General features: G+C 71.5%; 20 protein-coding genes. 8 read left to right on the forward strand and 12 right to left on the reverse strand.

Annotated elements, in window-relative coordinates; translation table 11 throughout:
• Positions 1-50: 50 nt before the first annotated feature.
• The gene (locus PV796_RS00465; RefSeq protein ID WP_274910695.1) at positions 51-1,085 is read right to left on the reverse strand and encodes a GDP-mannose 4,6-dehydratase; all 1,035 of its coding nucleotides are present in this window, start codon (positions 1,083-1,085) and stop codon (positions 51-53) included.
• Between the two features lie 309 nt (positions 1,086-1,394).
• Here PV796_RS00465 and PV796_RS00470 point away from each other — a divergent pair, with 309 nt between their 5' ends.
• The 4 genes from PV796_RS00470 to PV796_RS00485 all read left to right on the forward strand — a co-directional run bounded on the left by PV796_RS00470 (position 1,395) and on the right by PV796_RS00485 (position 6,062).
• Positions 1,395-3,149 carry an ABC transporter ATP-binding protein gene (locus PV796_RS00470; protein ID WP_274910696.1) on the forward strand — a complete coding sequence of 585 codons (1,755 nt, stop codon included), beginning with the start codon at positions 1,395-1,397 and terminating at the stop codon, positions 3,147-3,149.
• A complete protein-coding gene (locus PV796_RS00475; protein WP_274910698.1) occupies positions 3,127-4,944 on the forward strand; it encodes an ABC transporter ATP-binding protein in 1,818 nt (605 codons plus the stop codon). Before PV796_RS00470 ends, PV796_RS00475 begins: the two co-directional genes overlap by 23 nt.
• A complete protein-coding gene (locus PV796_RS00480; RefSeq protein ID WP_274910700.1) occupies positions 4,941-5,621 on the forward strand; it encodes a 4'-phosphopantetheinyl transferase family protein in 681 nt (226 codons plus the stop codon). Before PV796_RS00475 ends, PV796_RS00480 begins: the two co-directional genes overlap by 4 nt.
• A 150-nt stretch (positions 5,622-5,771) precedes the next feature.
• Positions 5,772-6,062 (forward strand): DUF6207 family protein, encoded by a 291-nt coding sequence (locus PV796_RS00485; RefSeq protein ID WP_274910701.1) that lies wholly within the window; start codon positions 5,772-5,774, stop codon positions 6,060-6,062.
• Positions 6,063-6,339: 277 nt separating this feature from the next.
• On the opposite strand, the gene PV796_RS00490 is transcribed toward PV796_RS00485, so the two are convergent.
• From PV796_RS00490 to PV796_RS00530, 9 genes are all read right to left on the reverse strand, one after another.
• Complete coding sequence (locus PV796_RS00490) at positions 6,340-6,798, reverse strand: hypothetical protein (protein ID WP_274910702.1); 459 nt, start codon at positions 6,796-6,798, stop codon at positions 6,340-6,342.
• Positions 6,799-6,914: 116 nt separating this feature from the next.
• Positions 6,915-7,223: a DUF4190 domain-containing protein gene (locus PV796_RS00495; RefSeq protein ID WP_274910703.1), complete on the reverse strand. Its 309-nt coding sequence runs from the start codon at positions 7,221-7,223 to the stop codon at positions 6,915-6,917.
• Positions 7,224-7,557: 334 nt separating this feature from the next.
• Positions 7,558-8,421, reverse strand: coding sequence for a dienelactone hydrolase family protein (locus tag PV796_RS00500; RefSeq protein WP_274910704.1), 864 nt, complete (start codon positions 8,419-8,421; stop codon positions 7,558-7,560).
• A gap of 104 nt (positions 8,422-8,525) precedes the next feature.
• Complete coding sequence (gene lspA, locus PV796_RS00505; protein WP_274910705.1) at positions 8,526-9,095, reverse strand: signal peptidase II; 570 nt, start codon at positions 9,093-9,095, stop codon at positions 8,526-8,528.
• Between the two features lie 233 nt (positions 9,096-9,328).
• Complete coding sequence (locus PV796_RS00510) at positions 9,329-9,928, reverse strand: AAA family ATPase (protein ID WP_274910706.1); 600 nt, start codon at positions 9,926-9,928, stop codon at positions 9,329-9,331.
• A 114-nt stretch (positions 9,929-10,042) separates the two neighbouring features.
• Positions 10,043-10,795 (reverse strand): ABC transporter permease, encoded by a 753-nt coding sequence (locus PV796_RS00515; protein ID WP_274910707.1) that lies wholly within the window; start codon positions 10,793-10,795, stop codon positions 10,043-10,045.
• 99 nt (positions 10,796-10,894) lie between these two features.
• The gene (locus tag PV796_RS00520) at positions 10,895-11,674 is read right to left on the reverse strand and encodes an ABC transporter ATP-binding protein (protein ID WP_274910708.1); all 780 of its coding nucleotides are present in this window, start codon (positions 11,672-11,674) and stop codon (positions 10,895-10,897) included.
• Between the two features lie 146 nt (positions 11,675-11,820).
• The gene (locus PV796_RS00525) at positions 11,821-12,924 is read right to left on the reverse strand and encodes a C45 family autoproteolytic acyltransferase/hydolase (RefSeq protein WP_274910710.1); all 1,104 of its coding nucleotides are present in this window, start codon (positions 12,922-12,924) and stop codon (positions 11,821-11,823) included.
• A gap of 346 nt (positions 12,925-13,270) precedes the next feature.
• A complete protein-coding gene (locus tag PV796_RS00530; protein WP_274910712.1) occupies positions 13,271-13,606 on the reverse strand; it encodes an ArsR/SmtB family transcription factor in 336 nt (111 codons plus the stop codon).
• A 211-nt stretch (positions 13,607-13,817) separates the two neighbouring features.
• Here PV796_RS00530 and PV796_RS00535 point away from each other — a divergent pair, with 211 nt between their 5' ends.
• Positions 13,818-14,207, forward strand: coding sequence for a nuclear transport factor 2 family protein (locus PV796_RS00535; protein WP_274910714.1), 390 nt, complete (start codon positions 13,818-13,820; stop codon positions 14,205-14,207).
• Positions 14,208-14,256: 49 nt separating this feature from the next.
• Here the strand turns inward: PV796_RS00535 and PV796_RS00540 are convergent, their stop codons facing one another.
• Positions 14,257-15,165, reverse strand: a complete 909-nt coding sequence (locus tag PV796_RS00540; RefSeq protein ID WP_274910716.1) for a polysaccharide lyase — start codon at positions 15,163-15,165, stop codon at positions 14,257-14,259.
• Between the two features lie 331 nt (positions 15,166-15,496).
• Here PV796_RS00540 and PV796_RS00545 point away from each other — a divergent pair, with 331 nt between their 5' ends.
• On the forward strand, positions 15,497-17,074 hold the full coding sequence (locus PV796_RS00545; protein WP_274910717.1) for a glycosyltransferase family 39 protein: 1,578 nt from the start codon (positions 15,497-15,499) through the stop codon (positions 17,072-17,074).
• A gap of 110 nt (positions 17,075-17,184) precedes the next feature.
• Here the strand turns inward: PV796_RS00545 and PV796_RS00550 are convergent, their stop codons facing one another.
• Positions 17,185-18,408: an MFS transporter gene (locus tag PV796_RS00550; protein ID WP_274910719.1), complete on the reverse strand. Its 1,224-nt coding sequence runs from the start codon at positions 18,406-18,408 to the stop codon at positions 17,185-17,187.
• Positions 18,409-18,462: 54 nt separating this feature from the next.
• On the opposite strand from PV796_RS00550, the gene PV796_RS00555 reads away from it, so the two are divergent.
• Both PV796_RS00555 and PV796_RS00560 read left to right on the forward strand, forming a co-directional pair.
• The gene (locus PV796_RS00555) at positions 18,463-19,233 is read left to right on the forward strand and encodes an AraC family transcriptional regulator (protein ID WP_274910720.1); all 771 of its coding nucleotides are present in this window, start codon (positions 18,463-18,465) and stop codon (positions 19,231-19,233) included.
• A 183-nt stretch (positions 19,234-19,416) separates the two neighbouring features.
• The gene (locus PV796_RS00560; protein WP_274910721.1) at positions 19,417-20,499 is read left to right on the forward strand and encodes a trypsin-like serine peptidase; all 1,083 of its coding nucleotides are present in this window, start codon (positions 19,417-19,419) and stop codon (positions 20,497-20,499) included.
• Positions 20,500-20,549: the final 50 nt, after the last annotated feature.

The following is a 20,549-nucleotide window of genomic DNA, read 5'->3' on the forward strand; positions in this document are numbered from 1 at the left end:
GTCGTCGGAATTCCGGCGGGAATTCCCTAGTGTTCGAAAGCGCGGGGCCGCTACCAGTTGGCGGCCAACAGCAGGTCCCCGTATTGGTTTTCACGGGAAACCTGCGCCAGGTCGGAATCGACCATCATCCGCATGAGGCCGGCGAAGTCGACGTCCGGCTTCCAGCCGAGGCGGTCCTGGGCCTTCGAGCTGTCGGCGCACAGCACCTCGACCTCGGCGGGCCGCACCAGGGCGGAGTCGATGACGACGTGGTCCTGCCAGTCCAGGCCGATGTGTTCGAAGGCGATGCGGACCGCGTCGCGCACCGAGTGCATCCGGCCGGTGCCGATGACGTAGTCGTCGCCGGCGTCCTGTTGGAGCATCAGGTGCATGGCGCGGACGTAGTCGCCGGCGTAGCCCCAGTCGCGGACCGCGTCGAGGTTGCCGAGCGCCAGCTTGTCCTGGAGGCCGTGCTTGATGCGGGCGACCGCGAGGGTGATCTTGCGGGTGACGAACTCCTGCCCGCGGCGCGGCGATTCGTGGTTGAACAGCATTCCGGAGACCGCGTACATGCCGAAGGACTCGCGGTAGTTGCGGGTGATGTAGTGGCCGTATGCCTTGGCCGCGCCGTAGGGGCTGCGCGGGTGGAAGAGCGTGGTCTCGCGCTGCGGGGTCTCGGCGGCCTTGCCGAACATCTCGGAGGAGGACGCCTGGTAGAAGCGGATCTGACCGTGCGGGTTGGCGGTGCGGGAGGTGCTGAAGCCGCTGACGATGCGGATGGCCTCCAGCATGCGCAGCACGCCCATGCCGTTGACCTCGGTGACCAGTTCCGCCTGTTGCCAGGACATCGGCACGAAGGAGATGGCGCCGAGGTTGTAGACCTCGTCGGGCTGCACGGTGTCGACCGCGGAGACCAGGCTGGCCTGGTCCATCAGGTCGCCGTCGACGAAGTTCAGTTCGCTGGCCAGGCGGCTGACCCGGGACTTGCGGGGGTTGGCCTGGCCGCGGATCAGGCCCCACACCTGATAGCCCTGGGACAGCAGGTGCTCGGCCAGGTAGGAGCCGTCCTGACCGGTGATTCCGGTGATCAGCGCTCGCTTGGACATGGCAGACCCTTCTCGATCACGAAAGAGACCGTCCAAACGCTTGGGCTCGGCCACCACCTGGCGTCGAATACGCAGTCCGGACGTTGGACACCCGCACGCTCGCAAGCCGCGGAAGACGCTGTCAACGCATCCCGGGCTTTCTAGGGAATTCCCAAGTGCCGGGCCGGGCGCGGGCCGTCAAAAATGCGTTGGGGCACCCAGGACTAGTGAAATTCAGGTGTCGACTGCGCTGCAATGGCCACGTCGGCAGGCCGGCCGACTCCGTCCACCGCGCGGCCCTGGTGCCGCGGTCAACCGGGGTGTTCCTGCGTGCTGTTGAGACTCCTGCGGGCACAGTTGCGCCCCTATTCCTGGGCCACCGGCGCCCTCGTCGCGCTCCAACTCGTGCAAATTCTGGGCACGTTGCTGTTGCCCACGTTGGGTGCCGCGCTGATCGACGAGGGCGTGGTGCGCGCCGACCGCGGCCGCATCACGGAGTTGGGCGCGGTGATGGTGGCGGTGGCCCTGGTGCAGATCGCGGCGGCGCTCGGGGCGGCGGCGCTGGCCGCCCGGACCTCGACGGCGATGGGTCGCGATCTGCGGTCCGCGGTCTTCCGCCGGATACTGGACTTCTCCGCCCGCGAGGTCGGGCAGTTCGGCACCCCGTCGTTGCTGACCCGGTCGGTGAACGACGTGCAACAGGTGCAGAACCTCGCCCAGTCCGGCTTCGGCATCGTGGTCTGCGCGCCCCTGATGTGTCTGGGCAGCGTGGTACTGGCGCTGCGTCAAGACGTGCCGCTGGCCCTGCTGTTGGTGGGTCTGGTGCTGGTGGTGGCGGTCTGCTTCGGCCTGCTGCTGGCCCGGATGGGGACCCTGTACGCGCGGATGCAGGTGACGTTGGACCGTTTGGGGCGGCTGTTGCGGGAGGCGATCACCGGGGTGCGGGTGGTGCGGTCCTTCGTCCGCGACGGCCACGAGCGGCAGCGTTTCGCGCACACCAACGACGCGTTCTTGGACCTGTCGCAGCGGGTGGGCCGACTGATCGCGACCATGTTGCCGGTCGTCCTGCTGATCATGAACGGTTTCACCGTCGCCCTGCTGTGGGCCGGCTCCCGGCGGATCGACGCGGGCCGGATGCCGATCGGCTCGCTGAGCGCCTTCCTGAGTTACCTCTCGCTGATCCTGATGTCCGTGGTGATGCTCGCCTTCGTGTTCCTGTCGGTGCCGCGCGCCCGGGTCTGCGCCGGCCGGATCGCGGAGGTCCTCGACACCGGGACGAGCGTGGCGCCGCCGGCCGCGCCCCAAGCGATGCGCGGACCCGCCGGCCGCGTCGAGCTGTGCGGCGCCGGGTTCCGTTACCCGGGCGCCGAGGAAGCGGTCCTGCGGGATGTCGATCTGACGGTCGAGCCGGGCGAGCGGATCGCGGTGCTCGGCAGCACCGGCAGCGGCAAGACGACCCTGCTCAACCTGGTGCTGCGGCTCTCCGACGCGACCGACGGCACCGTCCGGGTCGGCGGCACGGACGTCCGGGCGCTGGCCACGGACGTGCTCGCCGCCGCCATCGGGTTCGTGCCCCAGCGGCCGTACCTGTTCTCCGGCACCGTGGCGAGCAATCTGCGGTTCGGGCGGCCGGACGCCACCGACGAGGAGCTGTGGGAGGCGCTGCGGGTCGCCCAGGCGGCCGACTTCGTCGAGCGGATGCCGGGCGGCCTGGACGCGGAGCTCACCCAGGGCGGCGGCAACGTCTCCGGCGGGCAGCGGCAACGGCTGTCCCTCGCCCGGGCGTTGCTGCGCCGCCCGGCCGTCTATCTCTTCGACGACTGCTTCTCGGCGCTCGACCAGGCGACCGAGGCCGCGCTGCGGGCGGCGCTGGTGCCTCACACCGCGGGCGCGACGGTGATCACCGTCGCGCAGCGGGTCTCCGCCGCCCGCGACGCGGACCGGATCGTCGTCCTGGACGGCGGCCGCGTCGTCGCCCAGGGCAGCCATGGGGCGCTGCTGCGCAGCAGCCCGACCTACCGCGAGATCGCCCTCTCGCAGCTCACCGAGGAGGAAGCCGCCGATGGCCTCGCCGGACGTCCCTGAGGAGGAGCGGGCCGCGCCCCGGCCGGCCCGCCGACTCGTCGGCCTGCTGCGGCCGCACCGTCGCACCGTGGCGCTCGCGGTGCTGATGGGCGTCGGCGGCATCGTGCTCAACGCGTTCGGGCCGCTGCTGCTGGGCCGGATCACCGATCTGATCGCCGACGGTGTGCTCGGCCGTGGCTCTGCGCCCGCGCCCGGTGTCGACTTCGCCGCGGTCGGCCGGCTGCTGGTGGTGCTGCTGGCGCTCTACGTCGTGGGATCGCTGTTCCTGCTGGCGCAGGGGCGGCTGGTGGCGTCCGCGGTGTGGCGCACCATCCACGAACTGCGGCGCAGCGCCCGGGAGAAGCTGACCCGGCTGCCGGTGCGGTACTTCGACCGGCACCCGGCCGGTGAGGTGCTCGGCCGGACCACCAACGACATCGACAACCTCCAGCAGACCCTCCAGCAGACCCTCGCCGAGCTGATCACCGCGGTCTTCTCGCTGCTGACCATGCTGGTGCTGATGCTGGTGCTCTCGCCGTCGCTGGCCGCGGTGATGCTGTTGAGCGTGCCGGTGTCCGCACTGCTCGCGGCCCGGATCAGCAAGCGCGCCCAACCCCACTACGCCGCGCAGTGGTCGGCCAGCGGCTCCCTCAACGCCCATGTGGAGGAGGTGTGCACCGGCCATGCGCTGATCAAGGCGTTCGACCGGCGGGCGGCGGCCGAGGAGCGCTTCGACGCCCGCAACGACGCGGTCTACCGGGCCGCCGCCAAGGCGCAGTTCGCCTCCGGCGCCATGGAGCCCGTGATGATGTTCGTGGCGAACCTCGGGTACGTCCTGGTCGCCGTGGTCGGCGCCTGGAAGATCGTCAGCGGCTCCCTGACCCTCGGCGACGTCCAGGCGTTCATCCTCTACGCCCGCCAATTCGGCCAGCCGATCGTGGAGATCGCGTCCGTCGCGGGCCGGTTGCAGTCCGGTGTCGCCTCCGCCCAACGCGTCTTCACCCTCCTCGACGCCCCCGAGCAGGCCCCCGACCCGCACCCCGCGCGCACCCCCGCCCGCGCCGAGGGCCGGGTCGTGTTCGAGAACGTCTCCTTCCGCTACGCCCCCGACACCCCTCTCATCGAGGACCTCTCGCTCGCCGTGGAGCCGGGCAGCACGGTCGCGATCGTCGGCCCCACCGGCGCCGGCAAGACCACCCTGGGCAATCTGCTGCTGCGCTTCTACGAACCCGACTCCGGCCGCATCCTCCTGGACGGCACCGACACCGCCGCGATGACCCGCGACGACCTGCGGTCCCGCTTCGGGCTGGTGCTCCAGGACACCTGGCTGTTCGGCGGCACGATCGCCGAGAACATCGCGTACGGCACGCCCGACGCGTCCCGCGCGGACGTGGTGGCCGCGGCCCGGGCGACCTGCGCCGACCGCTTCATCCGCACCCTGCCGCAGGGCTACGACACCGTCCTGGACGACGAGTCCGCCGCCGTGAGCGCCGGGGAGAAGCAACTGCTCACCGTGGCCCGGGCGTTCCTCGCCAAACCGGCCGTCCTCGTCCTGGACGAGGCCACCAGTTCGGTCGACACCCGCACCGAGGTGCTCATCCAACGCGCCATGAACTCCCTGCGGGCGGGCCGCACCAGCTTCGTGATCGCGCACCGCCTGACCACCATCCGCGATGCGGACCTGATCGTGGTGATGGACGCCGGCCGCATCGTCGAGCGGGGCACACACGATGAACTGCTGCGCGCCCGGGGCCTCTACGCCCGCCTCCACGCGGCCCGCTCCCACAGCCCCGCGGCGGCCGGAGGCATCCGTTGATCGAACTGATCCTGCCCTCCGTGGTCACCACCGAGGCGGCCTACGACGACCGGCCCCGTCCCGGAGACCGGCTCCTGCCGCCGGAACGCGAGGTCATCGCCACCGCCGTCGCGCCGCGGCAGCGCGAGTTCACCACCGTCCGCCATCTGGCCCGCCGCGCCCTGCGCCGGCTCGGCCACCCCGATGCGCCCCTCCTCCCCAACCGGCGCGGCGTCCCGCAGTGGCCGCCCGGCAGCGTCGGGAGCCTGACGCACTGCGCGGGCTACCGCGCCGCGGCGGTCTCCCCGACCTGCCTCTCGGCCGCCGTCGGCATCGACGCGGAGCCGAACGCGGCCCTCCCCGACGGCATCCTGGACGCCGTCAGCCTCCCCTCCGAACGCCCTCACCTGGTGGCCCTCGCGGCCCACCGCCCCGATGTCCACTGGGACCGGCTGCTGTTCAGCGCCAAGGAGAGCGTCTTCAAGGCGTGGCACCTGCTCAGTCGCCGCGAACTCGGCTTCACCGAGGCCGAGATCACCATCGACCCGTCCGACGGCACGTTCGCCGCCCGCCTCCTGGTCCCCGGCCCCGATTGGGCCGGCCATCGCCTCACCACCCTCACCGGCCGCTGGCACTCCACCCATCCCCTTCTCACCACGGCCGTCCACCTCCCGTCCCCGACCGCACCCACCACATGAGCTCCCCGGGAAGCGCCTCGCCCCTGCTCCCCCGAGAATCCCGCCCGCCACCTCGGGCCAAGGTCAAGCACGGGGCCACACTCACCCGTCAACTCCCACCCAGAACAAGCCACGTTCGGATGAAACTCGCCGACTTCTTCCCACCTCGCGATGCGAAATGGGTCATACAGAACTGTGCATATCCACGAGGAACATGTCAGCGAGCCCGGCATGATCGTCATCGACGTCACCGCCGCCGACGAAGCCACCGCCACCCTTGCCGCCGCCGAGCTGGGGCGCCTGTGGCGTTCCAGCGGACCGTCCGCCCCTTGGCACACGCCGGGCCGCCCGGGCGTCTCCGTCCGGGCCTACCTGGACCTGCGTCAGCGGCCGGTCACCGCGGCCGACGACGTGTATCCCCTGCCCGGTCCGCGACGGAAATACCGCACTCACGGCAAGTAGGCCATCGCCACCACGACGGTCAGCACGAGCAGGCCGGCCACCACCGTGGCCGCGACCGCGATCACCCCGCGATTCACGCACGGCACCGACGGCACCTCCCGCGGCACGCACCACGAACAACAGCGGTCCGCCCTGATACGCGGCTGATCCAGCCAATAGGCCCCGCGTAGCCGCGGTGTACCGGCGCTCTCCGGTCCGGAGACGAATGACCCCATGCCCGGCCAACGAGGGCACTTCCGGTGAGGAACCGGCGCCGCGGCCCACCGCAATCGGATCGTCACCCGCGAACCACCGGTCCGCGCCCCCTCTCCCGCCAGCGCTCCACATCGCTGCGCATCGCGGCGCGGAGTTCCGCGAACGCGTCCTCCCAGCGGTCCCGCAGCTCCAGGTAACCCTCCTCGGTGTGCACCGCACCGCCCTCTACCAGGTCGCGGAGGTCCCGCAGCGCACGGAACGCGGCGGTGGAGGCGCCGACAACCGCCTCCGGCGCCACGATGGCCACCTGATAGCGCAACTCGTAGGCGTTCCCGTCCCGGAACGCCTCCAGCGCCGTGCGCGCCCGTTCCTCGGTGGGCGTGTCCGCGGACCGGGCGGCGATCCGCAGTTGGTTCCGCGTCCGGGCCAACGCGGCGAGGTAGTCGCCGTACACCTGCCGCCGCGCCGCCTGGTCGCCCTCCTCCCGGCTGCGCCGCGCCCTGGCCCGATCGGCCAGCAACGTCGAGGCGATACCAACCACGGCCCCCAGTACCGTACTTGCCAGTGATCCCCAGTTCATCGCACATAAGTGGACCCGCGCCGTGCTCGACGCGGGTCCACCTCCGTCATCGGGCCGGCTTCGGCCCGGTCTGCGGCTCAGAGGCTGCCGGAGCTCGCGAACTGCACCACCGCGACGATGACGCCGAGCGCGGCGAGGCCACAGCCGACGCTGCCCAGCACGATGCCGGCGACCGCCATGTTGCGACCGCCGGCCTCACCGCGGTCGGCCTTGCGCCGTGCGGATATGCCCAGGCACAGCGCGGTGATCGGCAGCACGATGGGAATCATCAGCAGCCCGAGGATGCCGAGCACCATCGAGGCCGTTGCCTGGCCGCTGGGCAGCGGAGCCGGCATGGCGTAACCGGGGCCGTACGGCGGGGTGTTGGGGGGCGGTGCCTGGGTCATGTGTTTCTCTCCGTCATTCCTGCGTTTCCTCTTCCAGGGCGTCCGGAATTCCTGGGTTCGGGATCCGGAGTCCATGGTCAGGCGCTCGTTCCCGGCCGAATGGTGCCAGTCAGGCGGCTCCGGCCGATCAGGCATCGGGCGCGCCCCACGCCGCAGCCGACGTTACCGCACGTCAGCGCCCTGTCGTGACCGGGCTTGGCGCGGCCCGCCCCAACAACCCACCAGGTAAGGGCCGTTAGCACGAGGAATACGGATGGGGGCAGATGCCCAACGGGGCGGGGCGCACCCGCGCCCCGCCCCGTTGTTCGCTCCCGCCGTGCGAGGCCGATGCCGCCTACGCGTCCGCTGCCTGGACCGTCGCCTGTCCCGTTGCCTGGTCTCCCACGAGCAGGCGCCGGCGGAACAGGTCCAGCACCTCGTCCAGCGCCGCGCGCGTCGGCTGGCCGGGCTCGTCGATCAGGTGCTCGGTCAGCACGGAGTGCGGCGCCATCGCGGCCTGGGGGTTGGCGTCCTCGTCCGACAGTTCGACGGCGGTGAACGCGTCGCCCAACTCCCGGCGGAGGAAGGCGAACCGGTCGTCCGGCACCAGCCGGTCGCTGCGGAACCGCAACCCCATCACCTGAAGCCCGTCCCGTTCGCAACGGCCCCGCACGACGGCGAGTTCGTCGGCCGAGATGTCGATGCTGGCGGCCCGGCGCTTGGTGATCGGCAGTGGCAGCGACGGCTGGGACAGCACCGGGGCCAGCAACCGGTCGTCCACGGCCATGGCCAGCGCGAACCCGCCGGTGAAGCACATGCCGACGGCCCCCACCCCCGGCCCTCCGCAGCGCTCGTGTTCGTGCGCGGCCAGGGCCCGCAACCAGGTCACCACGGGAGAGGACTTCCCGATGGCCAGCGCGGTGAACTCCTTGCGCACACAGACCTTCCGCATCGTCGAGCCCGCATACCGCGCGGCGTTCAACCGACCGACGTGGTGGGGGTCGGCGTCGCGGCCCGGCGTGCCGAACAGCACCGGCAGCACGACGGTGCAGCCGATGTCGGCCACCCGCTGCGCGAACTGAAGCACCTTGGGCGTGATGCCCGGGACCTCCGCCATCACGATCACCGCGGGTCCCGTACCGCGTCGAAGGATCCGGCGCCGCACGCCGTCGTGGGTGAAGGTCTCACGGTCGAAGCCGGTCAGGTCATGATCTGCCATGGAACACCACCGTTTTGTGATCGATGACGGCTCGGGGCGGGCCGGCGGGCGCCGTCCGCCCGAGGGCGCCCGGCGTCTCCGGCCCGGTGTGCTGCACCGCGACATTACCCACCGGTTGTCCTGGCGGCGACACCGGCCCGTCCCTGGCCCAACTCCCAACCCCGGAAGGAGAAGAACACGATCAGCACTCCCCCACAGACAATGGCCCAGTCGGCGAAGTTCATCACGCTGAACCCGCGGACGGAGAGGAAGTCCACGACCGCGCCTTGCAGGCCGCCCGGGGCGCGGAAGACCCGGTCCGTGAGGTTGCCCAGTGCGCCGCCGAGCAACAGGCCCAGGGCGATCGCCCAGGGAACGCTGTAGAGCCTGCGCGCCAGCCGGACGATGACGACGGCGACGCCCGCCGCGATGAGCGTGAACACCAGGGTCATCGCCCCGCCCAGTCCGAACGCCGCGCCGGTGTTGCGGATCACCCGGATCTCCAGCCAGTTCCCGATCACCGGAACGGGATCGTGGTACTCCAACTTCTTGACCACCACCACCTTGCTGACCAGGTCCACCGCGTAGACCAGGCCCGCCACCAACAGGAGCAGGAACACCCGCCGGCGCCCAGCGCTCCCCTCTTCTCCCGCGCCCCCTTCGGCCGTCGCCGCCGTCCGCTGCGTATTCGTCAAGTCCGGTCACCTCGAAGTCGGTTGTGCCCTCGTCCCACCGTCAGCCGTCGCGCGCGGCCAGCCAACGGAGGCCGCCCTGGGCTCTCCCCCGTGGGCTGTTGATCCACCATAGAACGGGCCGACCGGGGCCGGCTTCGGCGAGTTGACCCGAGCAACGCGGTAGCGGTGAGCCGGGCGACGGCGACCGCGGCGGCAGCAACGGTCCCGAGCGCAGGGGCGGTGACTGGGCGGGGTCAGCCGGCGAGGGCCCGCTCGATGCGCGTCGACACCTCGTGCCAGGGGCGGGCCGCCACCACCGGCAGTCCGTGCCGCGTGGCCTCTTCGGCGAGCCGGTCGGCGTAGCGGGCGCTGACCTGTGCGCGGTGGGTCTGTGGACCGCCATCCGGCTCGCGGGCCGCGTAGTTGGCGGCGATCCGCGTGGGATCGCCCTCGTGCAGGAACACCGCACGCACCCTGCGGCCGTCCGCCGAACCCTCCGCCACGGCCCGGGCGACGGCCGCCGGGTCCAGGTAGTCGCCCTCGATGACGGCGGGGACGTCGACGGTGCGGCGGTTGTCCACGACGCCGAGGAGGGCGGGCGTCAGTGCCTTGGCGGTGGCGACCTGGAGCTCCACCACGTGGTCGACGTCGAGCACCGAGGTGTCGGGGATGCCAGCGAAATGGTGCAGTGCGGGGTGGTGTCCGGCGTCGGTGAAGCGTTGCAGCGCGCTCACCACGTCGTCGAACTCCACCACGAACGCACCCCGTTCGCCGGCGAGTTGGGCGGCGGCGCGACTCTTTCCCACGCCGGAAGCACCGCCGAGGAGGAGGATGTCCCACGCGGAATCGGTCATGATCACACCGTATCGGTGCCCGGCGCGCGGTCCGGATCCGGCCCCCACGAGCGGCGGCCGAACTTCTTCCCCCGTGCCCACCATCCCGCCACCGTCTGCCGGCCGTTCACACCCTCAGGGCCGCACCCGGGCGAACATCCGGGTTCCGAGCAGCAGGCAGAGCGCCGCCAGTCCCACGGTCACCGCGGCGCCGACCGCGACCGCACCGTTGGCGTAGTGCCCGAGGAATGCCTGGCGCACGGCGTCGACGGTGTAGCGGAACGGCACGACCCGCGAGACGCCGTCCAACCATCCCGGCGCCAGCGTCATCGGCAGCAGCAGACCCGAGAGCAACATCAACGGCATCCCCACCGTATTGGCGATGGCCGCGAACTCCGGCGGCGTCCGCACGTTCATGGCCAGCCCGTAGGAGAGCGCCGACAGTGCCCCCGCCAACACGGCGACGAACAGCAGGCCGATCAGCACGCCGACGAGCGGCGCCCGCAGCCCGAGGAGGAACCCCAACAGCACCAGCACGACGGACTGCGTCACCAACTGGACGACATCGCGCAAGGTTCGACCGAGCAGCAGCGCCAACGGGCTCACCGGGGTGACCCGCATCCGGTCGATCACCCCGAGGTTGCGGTCCATCAGCAGGCCGAGCCCGACGTAGGAACCGCCCAGCAGCGCGAGCTGGATGAGCACGCCCGGCACCAGCGTCTGCCAGGACGAGCCCCGGGTGCCCAGGTCCAGCCTGGTCAACAGGGGGCCGAAGAGAGCCAGGAAGAGCAATGGTTGGAGCATGCCGAAGAAGAGGGAGGTCTTCGATCGCAGGGTCGCGCGCAGGTAGCGGCCGAAGATGATGCCGGTGTCGGCAAGAAGCGTCATGAGAGGGCCTTGGTTGGTCTGATGCACGGGTTGACTGTCTGAGCCGTCTGGTGTCTGCCTGTCCCAACGGCGTTTGTTCTGGCGAGGGTTGTGTGGCGGTCAGACGGCGAGGGGCTCCTCGGCCGCGCTCCGGCCGGTGATGGCCAGGAAGGCGTCCTGGAGACTGGCCGCGGCACCGCCGGCGTACCGGCTCTTCAGCTCGGCGGCGGTCCCCTCGGCGACGACGGTTCCCGCGTCCACCACCACGATGCGGTCGGCGAGCGCGTCGGCCTCGTCCAGATAGTGCGTGGTGAGGAAGACCGTGGTGCCCCGCTCGACGCGGATGCGCCGGACGAGGTCCCACAGTTCGGCGCGACTGCCCGGGTCCAGTCCGGTCGTCGGCTCGTCGAGGAAGAGCACCTCGGGCCGGTTGACCAGGCCGAGGGCGATCTCCAGGCGTCGGCGCTGACCGCCGGAGAGCGCGCCGGTCGGCCGTTCCATCAGCGCCAACAGGTCGAGATCCCGGGCGAGTTCGTCGGCCCGTTCCCGAACCTCCCGCTTGGACAGCCGGTGCAGCCTGCCCTGGGTGAGGAGTTCCTCGCGCACCGCGCACGCGGGGTCGAGCCCGCCTGACTGGGCGACGTAGCCGATCCGTCGACGCACGCCGGCCGGGTCCCGGAGCAGGTCGCATCCGGCGACCTCCGCCTCCCCGCCGCTGGGCGGCAGCAGGGTGGTGAGCATGCGCAATGTGGTGGTCTTGCCGGCCCCGTTGGGGCCGAGGAAGCCGAGGATCTCACCGCGGCCGACGGTCAGGTCGATGCCGCGGACGGCGTGCACGGGACCGCTCTTGAGGGAAAACGTCCGGGTCAGACCCCGGGTTCGGATGACTGGGGTGTTCATGCCCAGATAAAAGCACAGCGGATTCAAAACTTGCAATGCATTTCAGTTTTCCCTGACGGCGGCCCCGCCTGCCGGGCAGTGGAGCGGCATGCCCGACAGCACGGACGCCTCCCTATTCCCTCAACCAGCCCTGCCAGTCGGGGACTTCACCCCACGACCGGCCAGGCATCCGCGCCCGCCAGCGAGCACGGCCGGCCCGGATGGACCGCGAGGGAACCTCCGGCGACGTCCAGGGAGACGGTGGCCAGGGTCACCCACCGCGTACCGAACGCCGCTTCCGGCTGCGGGTGGCAGCACACCTCCGCCCCGTCCTCCCCGTGACAGACGAGGGCGGAGAGGAGGGCTGCCCGGTCGGGTGCGTCGCCCAGCTTCGCGGTCCGTTCCTGGAGGGCGGCCAGGCGGTGGTAGGTCCCCGGCTCGGCGGTCCCCCTCGCCTCGCCCTCGGCGAGGACGGGGTCGACGAAGTGGTTGGTCCGCACCACATAGCCGTCGGCTCCGGGCGGCAGGCAGGCCGAGCCGACCGGGCTGAGCTCGATGGCGGCCGCGGTGGCGCGCCCGTGCGCGTACCCGGCCAGGGTGAGCGAACTGGACGCCGCGACCGGCGTCGTCACGGCCAGTTCGGCGGCCTCGCCGACGGTCGCGCAGGTGTCGAGCACGGCACGGGACAGGACGTGCACCGGCACCCAACTCCCCTCGTCCGAAACCGACTTGTCCGACGCGTGTCCGAGGATGTTGAAGTGCACCCCCAACCCGGCCGCGTTGACCCCGATCTTGCCGACGATGCCGTACTCGGTCACGGTGCGGACCACCCGGCCGTCGGGGTGCTCGATGTTCCAGACGAACCAGCCGTCCCGCATGCCGTCGTGCCAGTCCCAGGTCTGTGCGGTGACCGGCGGTCTGCCGTCGGCCGGGGCGTGGACCACCGTCGAGCACTCCGGTTCGGGCAGCGCGCCGAACCGTCCGAGGATCTCCGTGCGCGCGTTGAGCGCGGCGATCCGCCACAGGGGCAGGTCCGCGCCGCGCGCCATGCCCTCCATTTCCTCGGCCAGTTCGGGGGTCCGGACGCCGACGTGCGCGAAGGCTTCCCGGCTCCATGCGACGACGTCCCGCTGGTCGATGCCGACGGCGGCGAACAGTCGATCATAGAAGGCGCTGGTGCGGCGCATGCGGTCCGGAAAGGCCCGGCCGAGCACGCGCCCACGCTCTCCGGGCGTGGCCTGCGTCGATCGGAAAACGGTGAGCTTGGTCATGACTGTCCCCTCCGTCTCCCCCGTCTACTGCCGTCTCCTCCGTTCTCACCCCCATCATGGCCGGGCACACCGGCCGGGCGCGACCATCCCGCCGCCGAGGAACCGCCACCGGCAACGGCGAACCGGCCGCACCCGCACCAGCAACCTCCCCACCGTGACGCCGCTCCCGACCCGCTCACCCCGGCCGTACCGCCTCCGAGACCTCGGCGATCGGGCCGCCCGCCCAGGCATCGCCGCCGTCAGCCTCGTCCAAGCGCGCCCCGACCGCCACCGCCGCCACCTCCGGGATCCGAGCTGCCCGACCTCAAGTCGCCACCGTAGCCCGCGGCGACGAGACCAGGCACGCCTACGACGCGTCGCGCCCGTCACCCTCCTGCTGCTCCAGACTCCTGAGCACGGAGTCGAGCAGGCCGGGGAACCGACTGTCCAAATCCTCGCGCCGCAGGTGCATATGGAGATGGCGACCCTCGCGCCGCTGGTGCACCAGCCCGCTCTCGCGCAGCACCCGCCAGTGATGACTGGCCGTCGACTTGGAGACGTCCGGGAGGATCGCCCCGCACGTCGACTCCGCCTCCTCCGCGAGCGTGCGGACGACGCGGAGCCGAATGGGGTTGGCCAGCGCCTCCAGTACGTGCTCCAGGCGCATCTGCTCTCGGGTGGGGTGGAACAGCGCAGCGGGCATGGTTCGACCCTACAAGAAGAGCCGAACCAGCCTCCCGTCTCCGTCGGTTGATTGCGCGGAACCCCTCCACACAATCCGTCTGTTCAAGTACAGTCGAACTATCGCGGCGGACGAGGCATCACCTCATGTCCCGTCACACCCTGGCGCCACGCCGCACAGCGCAGGCCACGCGCGCCGAACAACGAACACAACCCACAAGAACGGAGACCCCATGCCCCTCACCGACGAGGAAAAGCACGAGATCGGGCGGCAGTTCCACACCGCACTGTCCACCGCCGACTGGGACCGCATCCGCGCCCTGCTCCACGACGACGCCACCTGGTCCCTGCCCGGCGACAACACCGTCTCCGGCACGGTCGAAGGGGCGGACGCCGTGGTCGCCCGGGCCAGGAAGATCGGCGGCTACGGGCTCGACTTCGCGCTTCTGCACATCCTCGTCAGCCCGACCAACATGGCGCTCTCCCTGCACAACACCGCCCGGCGCGACGACGCCGTGTTGGACGAGTACCTGTCCACGGTGTGCACCCTGCGCGACGGCAAGATAGCCCGGATCGAGACCTACCTCTCCGACGTCAAGGGCATGAACGCCTTCTTCGTCTGAAGCAGGGCGGTAGCCGCTGCGTCAGCGGTCCGGCAGGGGCTCCCCCGGCTCAGTGCTGGGCCGTCGCCGACAGGGAGAAGTCCGCGAACTCGGCCCGTTCGGTCGCCTTCGGCCCCCAACTGGTGTCATGGCCGCCGAAGAAGGTGGAGAAGAACACCCCGCTGAACGGGATGTCCGCGATGCCGGTGGCGGTCGCCTTGGACTGGAGCGCCCGCTTGCCGTCGTACCAGACGGTGACGTCGCCGCTGGCGCGATCGACGAGCTGCTCCACGGTGTGCCAACCACCGTCGGCGAGCCACTTCCAGGAGTCGAGGCCCACGTCCACGCCATAGCCGGTGGGGCCGGAGTTGGTGGGGGTGTAGAGGTAGACCTCGCCCTCGTTGGGGTGCGACTTGGCGCGGAACATATAGCGGGTGGACCAGCCGTCGCCGTGGTTGCCGCCGGATTCCTGGCCGATGGTGCCGCCGTAGAGGCCGGGCAGTTTGCCGCCCTTGCCGAAGTCGAAGCCGCTGGGCAGCTTGAGACTGTATTTGAGGTCCAACGTGGTCGAACGCGCCAGATCGGACCGGCCGATCTTGTCGAGCTGGGTGTAGAACTGGCCGCCTCCGGGGTTGGGGCAGTTCGAGCAGGAGTTGGCCGACGAGCCGGCGCCGTAGGTGACTTGGAGCGCGGAGCCGTCACCCGGAGCCGTCGAGTCGCTGACCCCCTTGAGGTCGGACTGGCCCCAGGCGCCCTTCGACGCGACCCCCCAGGCACGTTTCCAGGACGCCGAGCCGTAGTCGCCGAACTGTCCGGACCAGACCCCTGCGTGGACCGCGGGGGTTCGGCCGGGGAGGGCCGCGGTCGGCGGCAGCGATGCGCCGGTGCACGCGGTCGCGGCGAGGGCGGCACCCGCCGCCAACAGGCACCGCCACGAGGTGGAGAGACGGGGCAGCGGAGAACGGGGTAGCGGGGACATGCCACTCCTCGGTGTTGCGGGCCGGGCGAAAGGCCGGCCCTCGCCGATTCCACCCCGCGTTCACACAGCCGAACGCAGGGCAGGTACATGACCAATCAACGGCGAAGTTAGCGCTCCGGCCGCCAGCCGTCCAGGAGTTGGTGGGAAACTTTCCTAACTACGCCCCGAGTTGACCCCCTCGGGTGCCGCACCGACCCCCAGTCCAAGATCATCCGAATTGATCGCGAAGGCGCCCTCGGCGACGGCATGCGCCGTACGTCTACACTGGCGGAAAATGCCATGAGATATGGCGATGAAATCGGGAGTATACACGGGCAGTATAGTTCGCGTCATGCCTCTCGATCTTGCCTCCACGACACTTGCGGGCAGGGGGTGCGCGACCACCCCGCCCCCCACCGGTGGACACCGCTGGCCGGCCTGGTTGGTTCCCGCCCTGCCCGCCGCGCTGGCCCTCGTCCTAGGACTGTGGGGGCTCTCCCGCCGGGGCGCCATATGGCGGGACGAGGCCGCGACTTGGGGTGTGGCCGAGCGATCCCTACCCGAAATCTGGCACATGACCGGGCACGTGGACATCGTCCACGGCCTCTACTACCTCTTCATGCACGCCATATTCGAGGTCTTCGGACCTCATCTGACGGCACTGCGACTGCCCTCGGTACTCGGCGCCATGGTTGCCGTGGCGGTCACCGCGGCGACGGCGCGCAGGCTCGCCGGCCCCTTGGCGGGCGTCGCGGCGGGACTGACACTGGCCGTACTGCCGGCGATGCAGCGGTACGGGCAGGAAGGACGCTCGTTCACGTTGGTGGCCGCGGGCGTGGCGGTGGCGACCTGGCTGCTGACCGGCGCGTTGGGCCTGGCGGGACCGGCCGGATCCACCGCCGGGTGCACCAAGCAGCGACGCCGCACCCCGGAGTTCCTGCGTTGGACCGCCTACGCGACGGTGATGCTCGCCACCACACTGCTCAACTGGCTCTCGCTCTTCGCCCTGGTCGCCCACGGCGTGACCGTCCTGACAGCCAGTCGCCACGGTCAACGCCCCCTGCTGGCACGGTGGTTGATGGCCGCGGTGGTGATAGCCGGCGGGACCCTGCCGCTCATAGTGGCCAGTAGCAGGCAGGCGGGGCAGGTGGCCTGGATACAACCCCCGTCGGCGGGAAGCCTGTTGGGGGTGGCGGCCATGCTGATCGTCGCCCTGGCGTGCACCAGGGTGCCCGGCCTGCCACGCGCGCCCCGCTCGCCGGCCGCGGTGGGACTGCCGCTCCTGGCCGTCCCCCACCTCGGGCTGCTGCTGGCGTCCTGGCTCGTCAAGCCGCTCTACGTCGACCGCTACGTGCTCTTCGCGTCCATAGGGCTGTCGCTCCTCGCCGGCCCCGCCCTTGCCTGGGTGGCCCAGGCACTCGCCGCACGGATCCGGGCCCGGCACCGGCGCCCCGGCCGTCCCCGCACCGAAGCGCTGCTCGCCGCCATCGTGGCGGTCGCGCTCCTGGCGCTGCTCCCCTTGGAGTTGAGCCTGCGCACCCCGGAGAGCCGGACGGACGACGTACGGGCGGCCGCGGAGAAGGTTGCGACGGTGGCCCACCCGGGCGACGGCATCGTCTTCATACCCGCCCATCGGCGCGACGCCGTCCTCGTCACCCCCTCCTCGTTCCGCGGACTCGATGACCTCGCCCTGGCCGAGACCGCGGGCCCCTCGGGCACCCTCTACGGCACCGAGGCCGCGCCCGCGGACATCCGGGCCGCGATGCTGACCCACCGGCGGATCATCGTCCTCAGCGACCGCGGCTCCGCCCCCGCGGCCGCCACCGCCCAGGACCGGGCCAAACTCGCCGTCCTCGCCCAGCACTTCACCCCCGCCGCGTCCGGCGACGCCGGGGGACGCCAGGTGACGACCTACGAGCGGAACCCGTAACCGACCACGGGTGACGAGGAGGAGGATCGGGACGCGCCAGGGGCGCTGCGGACCGCGGAGAACGCGGACTCCCGCAACGCCCCTGGCGCTTCGTTGATACTGACGCCTCGTCATATATCGGACGGGACAGGGGGTTCGGGGAGGCGCCGGGTGAGGAGCCACCCCACGGCGGGGAGGGCGATCAGGGGGAGGAGGGCGGTGTGGAGGGAGGTGGCGTCGGCGAGGGCACCGACGAGGGGGCTGGCGACGCCGCCGACGCTGACCGCGAGCCCGAGGGTGACCCCGCTGGCCGTGCCGACGCGCGAGGGAAGGTAGTCCTGGCCCAGCGTGACCTGGAGCGAGAACGGGATGTAGAGGCCCGCCGAGGTCAACGCCACGAACAGATAGAGGGCCGGGCCCGGCACGAGGACCACGCCCGCGACCGCGAACACCGTCGCCACGTACGACCAGCGCACGACGCGCACCCGGTCCCAGCGCGCCGCCAGCCGGCTGCCCAGGAGGGTGCCGACCGCGCCGCCGAGGTAGAGCACGAACAGCGCTACCGCCCCCGCGGTCGCGCCGCCCCCGGTCCGCTGGCGCGCGTAGAGCGAGATGAAGCCGCCGAGCACGACGAAGACGATCGAGCGACAGACGATGGCCAGCGTCAGCCGGAGGAAGGAGCGGTGGTCGTCCGGCCCGGCGGAGTGCGCCGCCTTGCGGGCGCCGGCCGGGTCGGATGCGCCCTGTCGGAGGGCGAGCAGGGCCAGTACCGTGCCCACGGCCGCCGGGACGACGAGTACGGGTGTGGCGCGCAGCCCACCCGCCGCGACCACCGGGGTGACCAGCACCGGGGCCAGGGCGAAGCCGACATTGCCGCCGAGCGAGAACCAGCCCATCGCGGTGTGGCTGCCGCGGCTGGCGAGGCGCGCGACCCGCGCGGACTCCGGGTGGTACGCGGCGACGCCCACTCCGGCGAGGGCGACGAACACCAGGGTCAGCACATAGGAACGGCTCACTCCACTCAGCGCGATGCCGACTCCGGCCACGGCCGTGCTCAACGGCAAGAGCCACTGCATGCGTTGACGATCCGTCAGGACCCCGAAGAGGGGCTGGACGACCGACGAGAGCAGCGAGGCGGCGAGCACCACGCCCGAGGCCGCCGCGTAGGAGTACTGGCGCTCAGCCACGAGGAACGGCACCAGGGCGGAGACGGCCCCCTGGTACACGTCCACGCAGGCGTGGCCGACGGAGAGGGCGGCGATCGGACTCCGGGGGTGGGACGCGGGCGCTGCCGGGTCGACGGACCGCTTCGGCGAGCGTTCGGGCGGGTGCGGGAGACGAGTGGGCGACGGCATGGTGCGATCTTCACCGCCCGGGAAGCCAGCGCGCTTCCGATAAATTGCCGTGGTGTGTCGAAAATCCGCCATACGCCGAAGGCCACCACCGCGATCCGGCCGCTCACCGCCGGACAGGGCATCGACGCCCACCAGCACGACGAGCACCAGATCATCTACGCGGGCCGCGGGGTGCTCGCCGTCACCACCGACGCCGGCACCTGGATCGCCCCCGGGAACCGCGCCCTGTGGGTGCCGGCCGGCACCGCCCACTCCCCCCGCGCGCACGGCGACCTCGACCTGCACACCATCGGCCTGCCGCGCTCCGTCAACCCGCTCGACCTGCGGGCTCCGACGGCCCTGACGGTGGGTCCGCTGCTGCGCGAGCTGATCGTGGCGTACACCCGCGGGGCGACGAACTCCGCCGAGGCGGCCGCCGCACCCGAGCGCGAACCCGAGCGGCTCCGCCTGCGCGCCGTGCTCCTCGATCAGCTCCGCGCCTCGCCGCAGCAGCCGATGCACCTGCCCACCCCCACCGACCCCCGGCTCGCCGCGGTCTGCGCCCTGTTGCACCGCGCCCCCGCGGACGACCGCACGCTGGCCGCCTTCGGCGCCGAGGTCGGCGCCAGCGAACGCACCCTGAGCAGGCTGTTCCGCGCCGAGCTCGGGATGACGTTCCCCCAGTGGCGGACCCAACTACGGCTCTACCACGCGGTGGTGTTGCTCAGCGAGGGCGTCCCGGTCACCACGGTGGCCTGCCGCTGTGGCTGGTCCTCGACCAGCGCCTTCATCGACGTCTTCCGCCGCGCCTTCGGGCACACGCCGGGTGCGCACCTCCGCCATTAAGGGCGGCGAGGAACGCGGGGGGCGATACCGCCGAGAGGCAGGCATGTCCCCCTCTCCGCCCTCGCGGCAACCTCGCCTCCCGATGGGCGTCTGACGTTGTGGAGCCCTGTTCCGGAACCCGGGATCGGGAATCGAGGATCGGGGCTCCGGTTCCAGGTCAACCACCACCATTGGAGGGGCAACATGAGCGAGCGCGTCACGCATCCGGGCACCGGTACGCACGCGAGCCGTCGGGCGGCGGTGGCCGCGGCCGTCGTGGCCGTGCTGACCGGTGTGCTCGCGCCGTCGGCCGCGGCGGCGCCGGCCCCAGGCACCGCCGATGCCCCGGCGGAGGGCACGGTCGCCGTCCACGCGATGGCGTCCACGGCGCAGGACGAGTCGCGGGTGCGCGCCTACTGGACGCCCGAGCGCATCGCCGCCCTGTCCACCCCGCTGTCGAACAAGCCTCCCTACAGTGCCGCGGACGGAGCCCCGTGGAAGGAGGGCGGCGCCCCGACGACCACCATGGGGCGGCTCTTCTTCACCGACCACGGGGAGGACGCGAGTTGCACCGCGACGCTGGTCCACGGCGAGAACGGCGGCACGGTGGTGACCGCCGCGCACTGCCTCAACAACACCGACCTCATCGGCGAACACCACCAGTGGCAGGCCAACGCCCTGTTCGTCCCCGGCTACCGCGACGGTCGGGCCCCGTTGGGCACCTTCGTGGTCCGCTGGGCGGTGCTCAACTCGACCTGGTTGAAGAACGACGCGATCAACGCCCGGTTCGACGCCCATGACCAGGCGTTCGCCGTCGTCGGCCGGAACGCGCGCGGTCAGTCCCTGGAGGAGGCGGCCGAGGCGGCCCAAGGCATCGCCTTCGACGTGTCCGGCGACCGCCCAGCCTCCCAGTTCGGCTACCCCCGCGCTGCGTCGGACAGCGCCCGCGCGGGCCTACCGGAGTACACGGGCCGGGCGCTGGCCTACTGTCACGGGGCTCCCCTGCAGTACCCGGGGTCGAAGGATCACCCCGAGCCCGCGGGGCAGTGGGGACTGCCCTGCGTCATGGGCGGGGGAGCCAGTGGCGGCCCGCGCCTGGCCGACCTCTCCCCCACCACCGGACGCGGCACCGTGGTCGGCGTCAACACGCATGCGGGACACCTGACCGCCAACGGCGCGGAGTGCCCCGACGGCGGCGGGTCCACCTGCACGCGGTACCTGGTCGGACCGCAGTTCACCACCGCCCTCACCAAGCCGCTCTACGACCGGGCCCAGAGCCTGCGTTGACAGTCGTACCCCGCAAGGGGCGGGCGCCGCTTCCCCGCCAACGCGACGGG

The sequence above is a fragment of the Streptomyces sp. WZ-12 genome, assembly GCF_028898845.1.
Taxonomy (GTDB): Bacteria; Actinomycetota; Actinomycetes; order Streptomycetales; family Streptomycetaceae; genus Streptomyces.

Coding starts and splice junctions, on each gene's coding strand:
- PV796_RS00495 (WP_274910703.1), bottom strand. CDS start 7,223: ATGACCCAGGCACCGCCCCCCAACACCCCGCCGTACGGCCCCGGTTAC.
- PV796_RS00465 (WP_274910695.1), bottom strand. CDS start 1,085: ATGTCCAAGCGAGCGCTGATCACCGGAATCACCGGTCAGGACGGCTCC.
- PV796_RS00485 (WP_274910701.1), top strand. CDS start 5,772: ATGCGAAATGGGTCATACAGAACTGTGCATATCCACGAGGAACATGTC.
- PV796_RS00530 (WP_274910712.1), bottom strand. CDS start 13,606: ATGCCCGCTGCGCTGTTCCACCCCACCCGAGAGCAGATGCGCCTGGAG.
- PV796_RS00475 (WP_274910698.1), top strand. CDS start 3,127: ATGGCCTCGCCGGACGTCCCTGAGGAGGAGCGGGCCGCGCCCCGGCCG.
- PV796_RS00545 (WP_274910717.1), top strand. CDS start 15,497: ATGCCTCTCGATCTTGCCTCCACGACACTTGCGGGCAGGGGGTGCGCG.
- PV796_RS00500 (WP_274910704.1), bottom strand. CDS start 8,421: ATGGCAGATCATGACCTGACCGGCTTCGACCGTGAGACCTTCACCCAC.
- PV796_RS00535 (WP_274910714.1), top strand. CDS start 13,818: ATGCCCCTCACCGACGAGGAAAAGCACGAGATCGGGCGGCAGTTCCAC.
- PV796_RS00520 (WP_274910708.1), bottom strand. CDS start 11,674: ATGAACACCCCAGTCATCCGAACCCGGGGTCTGACCCGGACGTTTTCC.
- PV796_RS00540 (WP_274910716.1), bottom strand. CDS start 15,165: ATGTCCCCGCTACCCCGTTCTCCGCTGCCCCGTCTCTCCACCTCGTGG.
- PV796_RS00560 (WP_274910721.1), top strand. CDS start 19,417: ATGAGCGAGCGCGTCACGCATCCGGGCACCGGTACGCACGCGAGCCGT.
- PV796_RS00550 (WP_274910719.1), bottom strand. CDS start 18,408: ATGCCGTCGCCCACTCGTCTCCCGCACCCGCCCGAACGCTCGCCGAAG.
- PV796_RS00525 (WP_274910710.1), bottom strand. CDS start 12,924: ATGACCAAGCTCACCGTTTTCCGATCGACGCAGGCCACGCCCGGAGAG.
- PV796_RS00510 (WP_274910706.1), bottom strand. CDS start 9,928: ATGACCGATTCCGCGTGGGACATCCTCCTCCTCGGCGGTGCTTCCGGC.
- PV796_RS00515 (WP_274910707.1), bottom strand. CDS start 10,795: ATGACGCTTCTTGCCGACACCGGCATCATCTTCGGCCGCTACCTGCGC.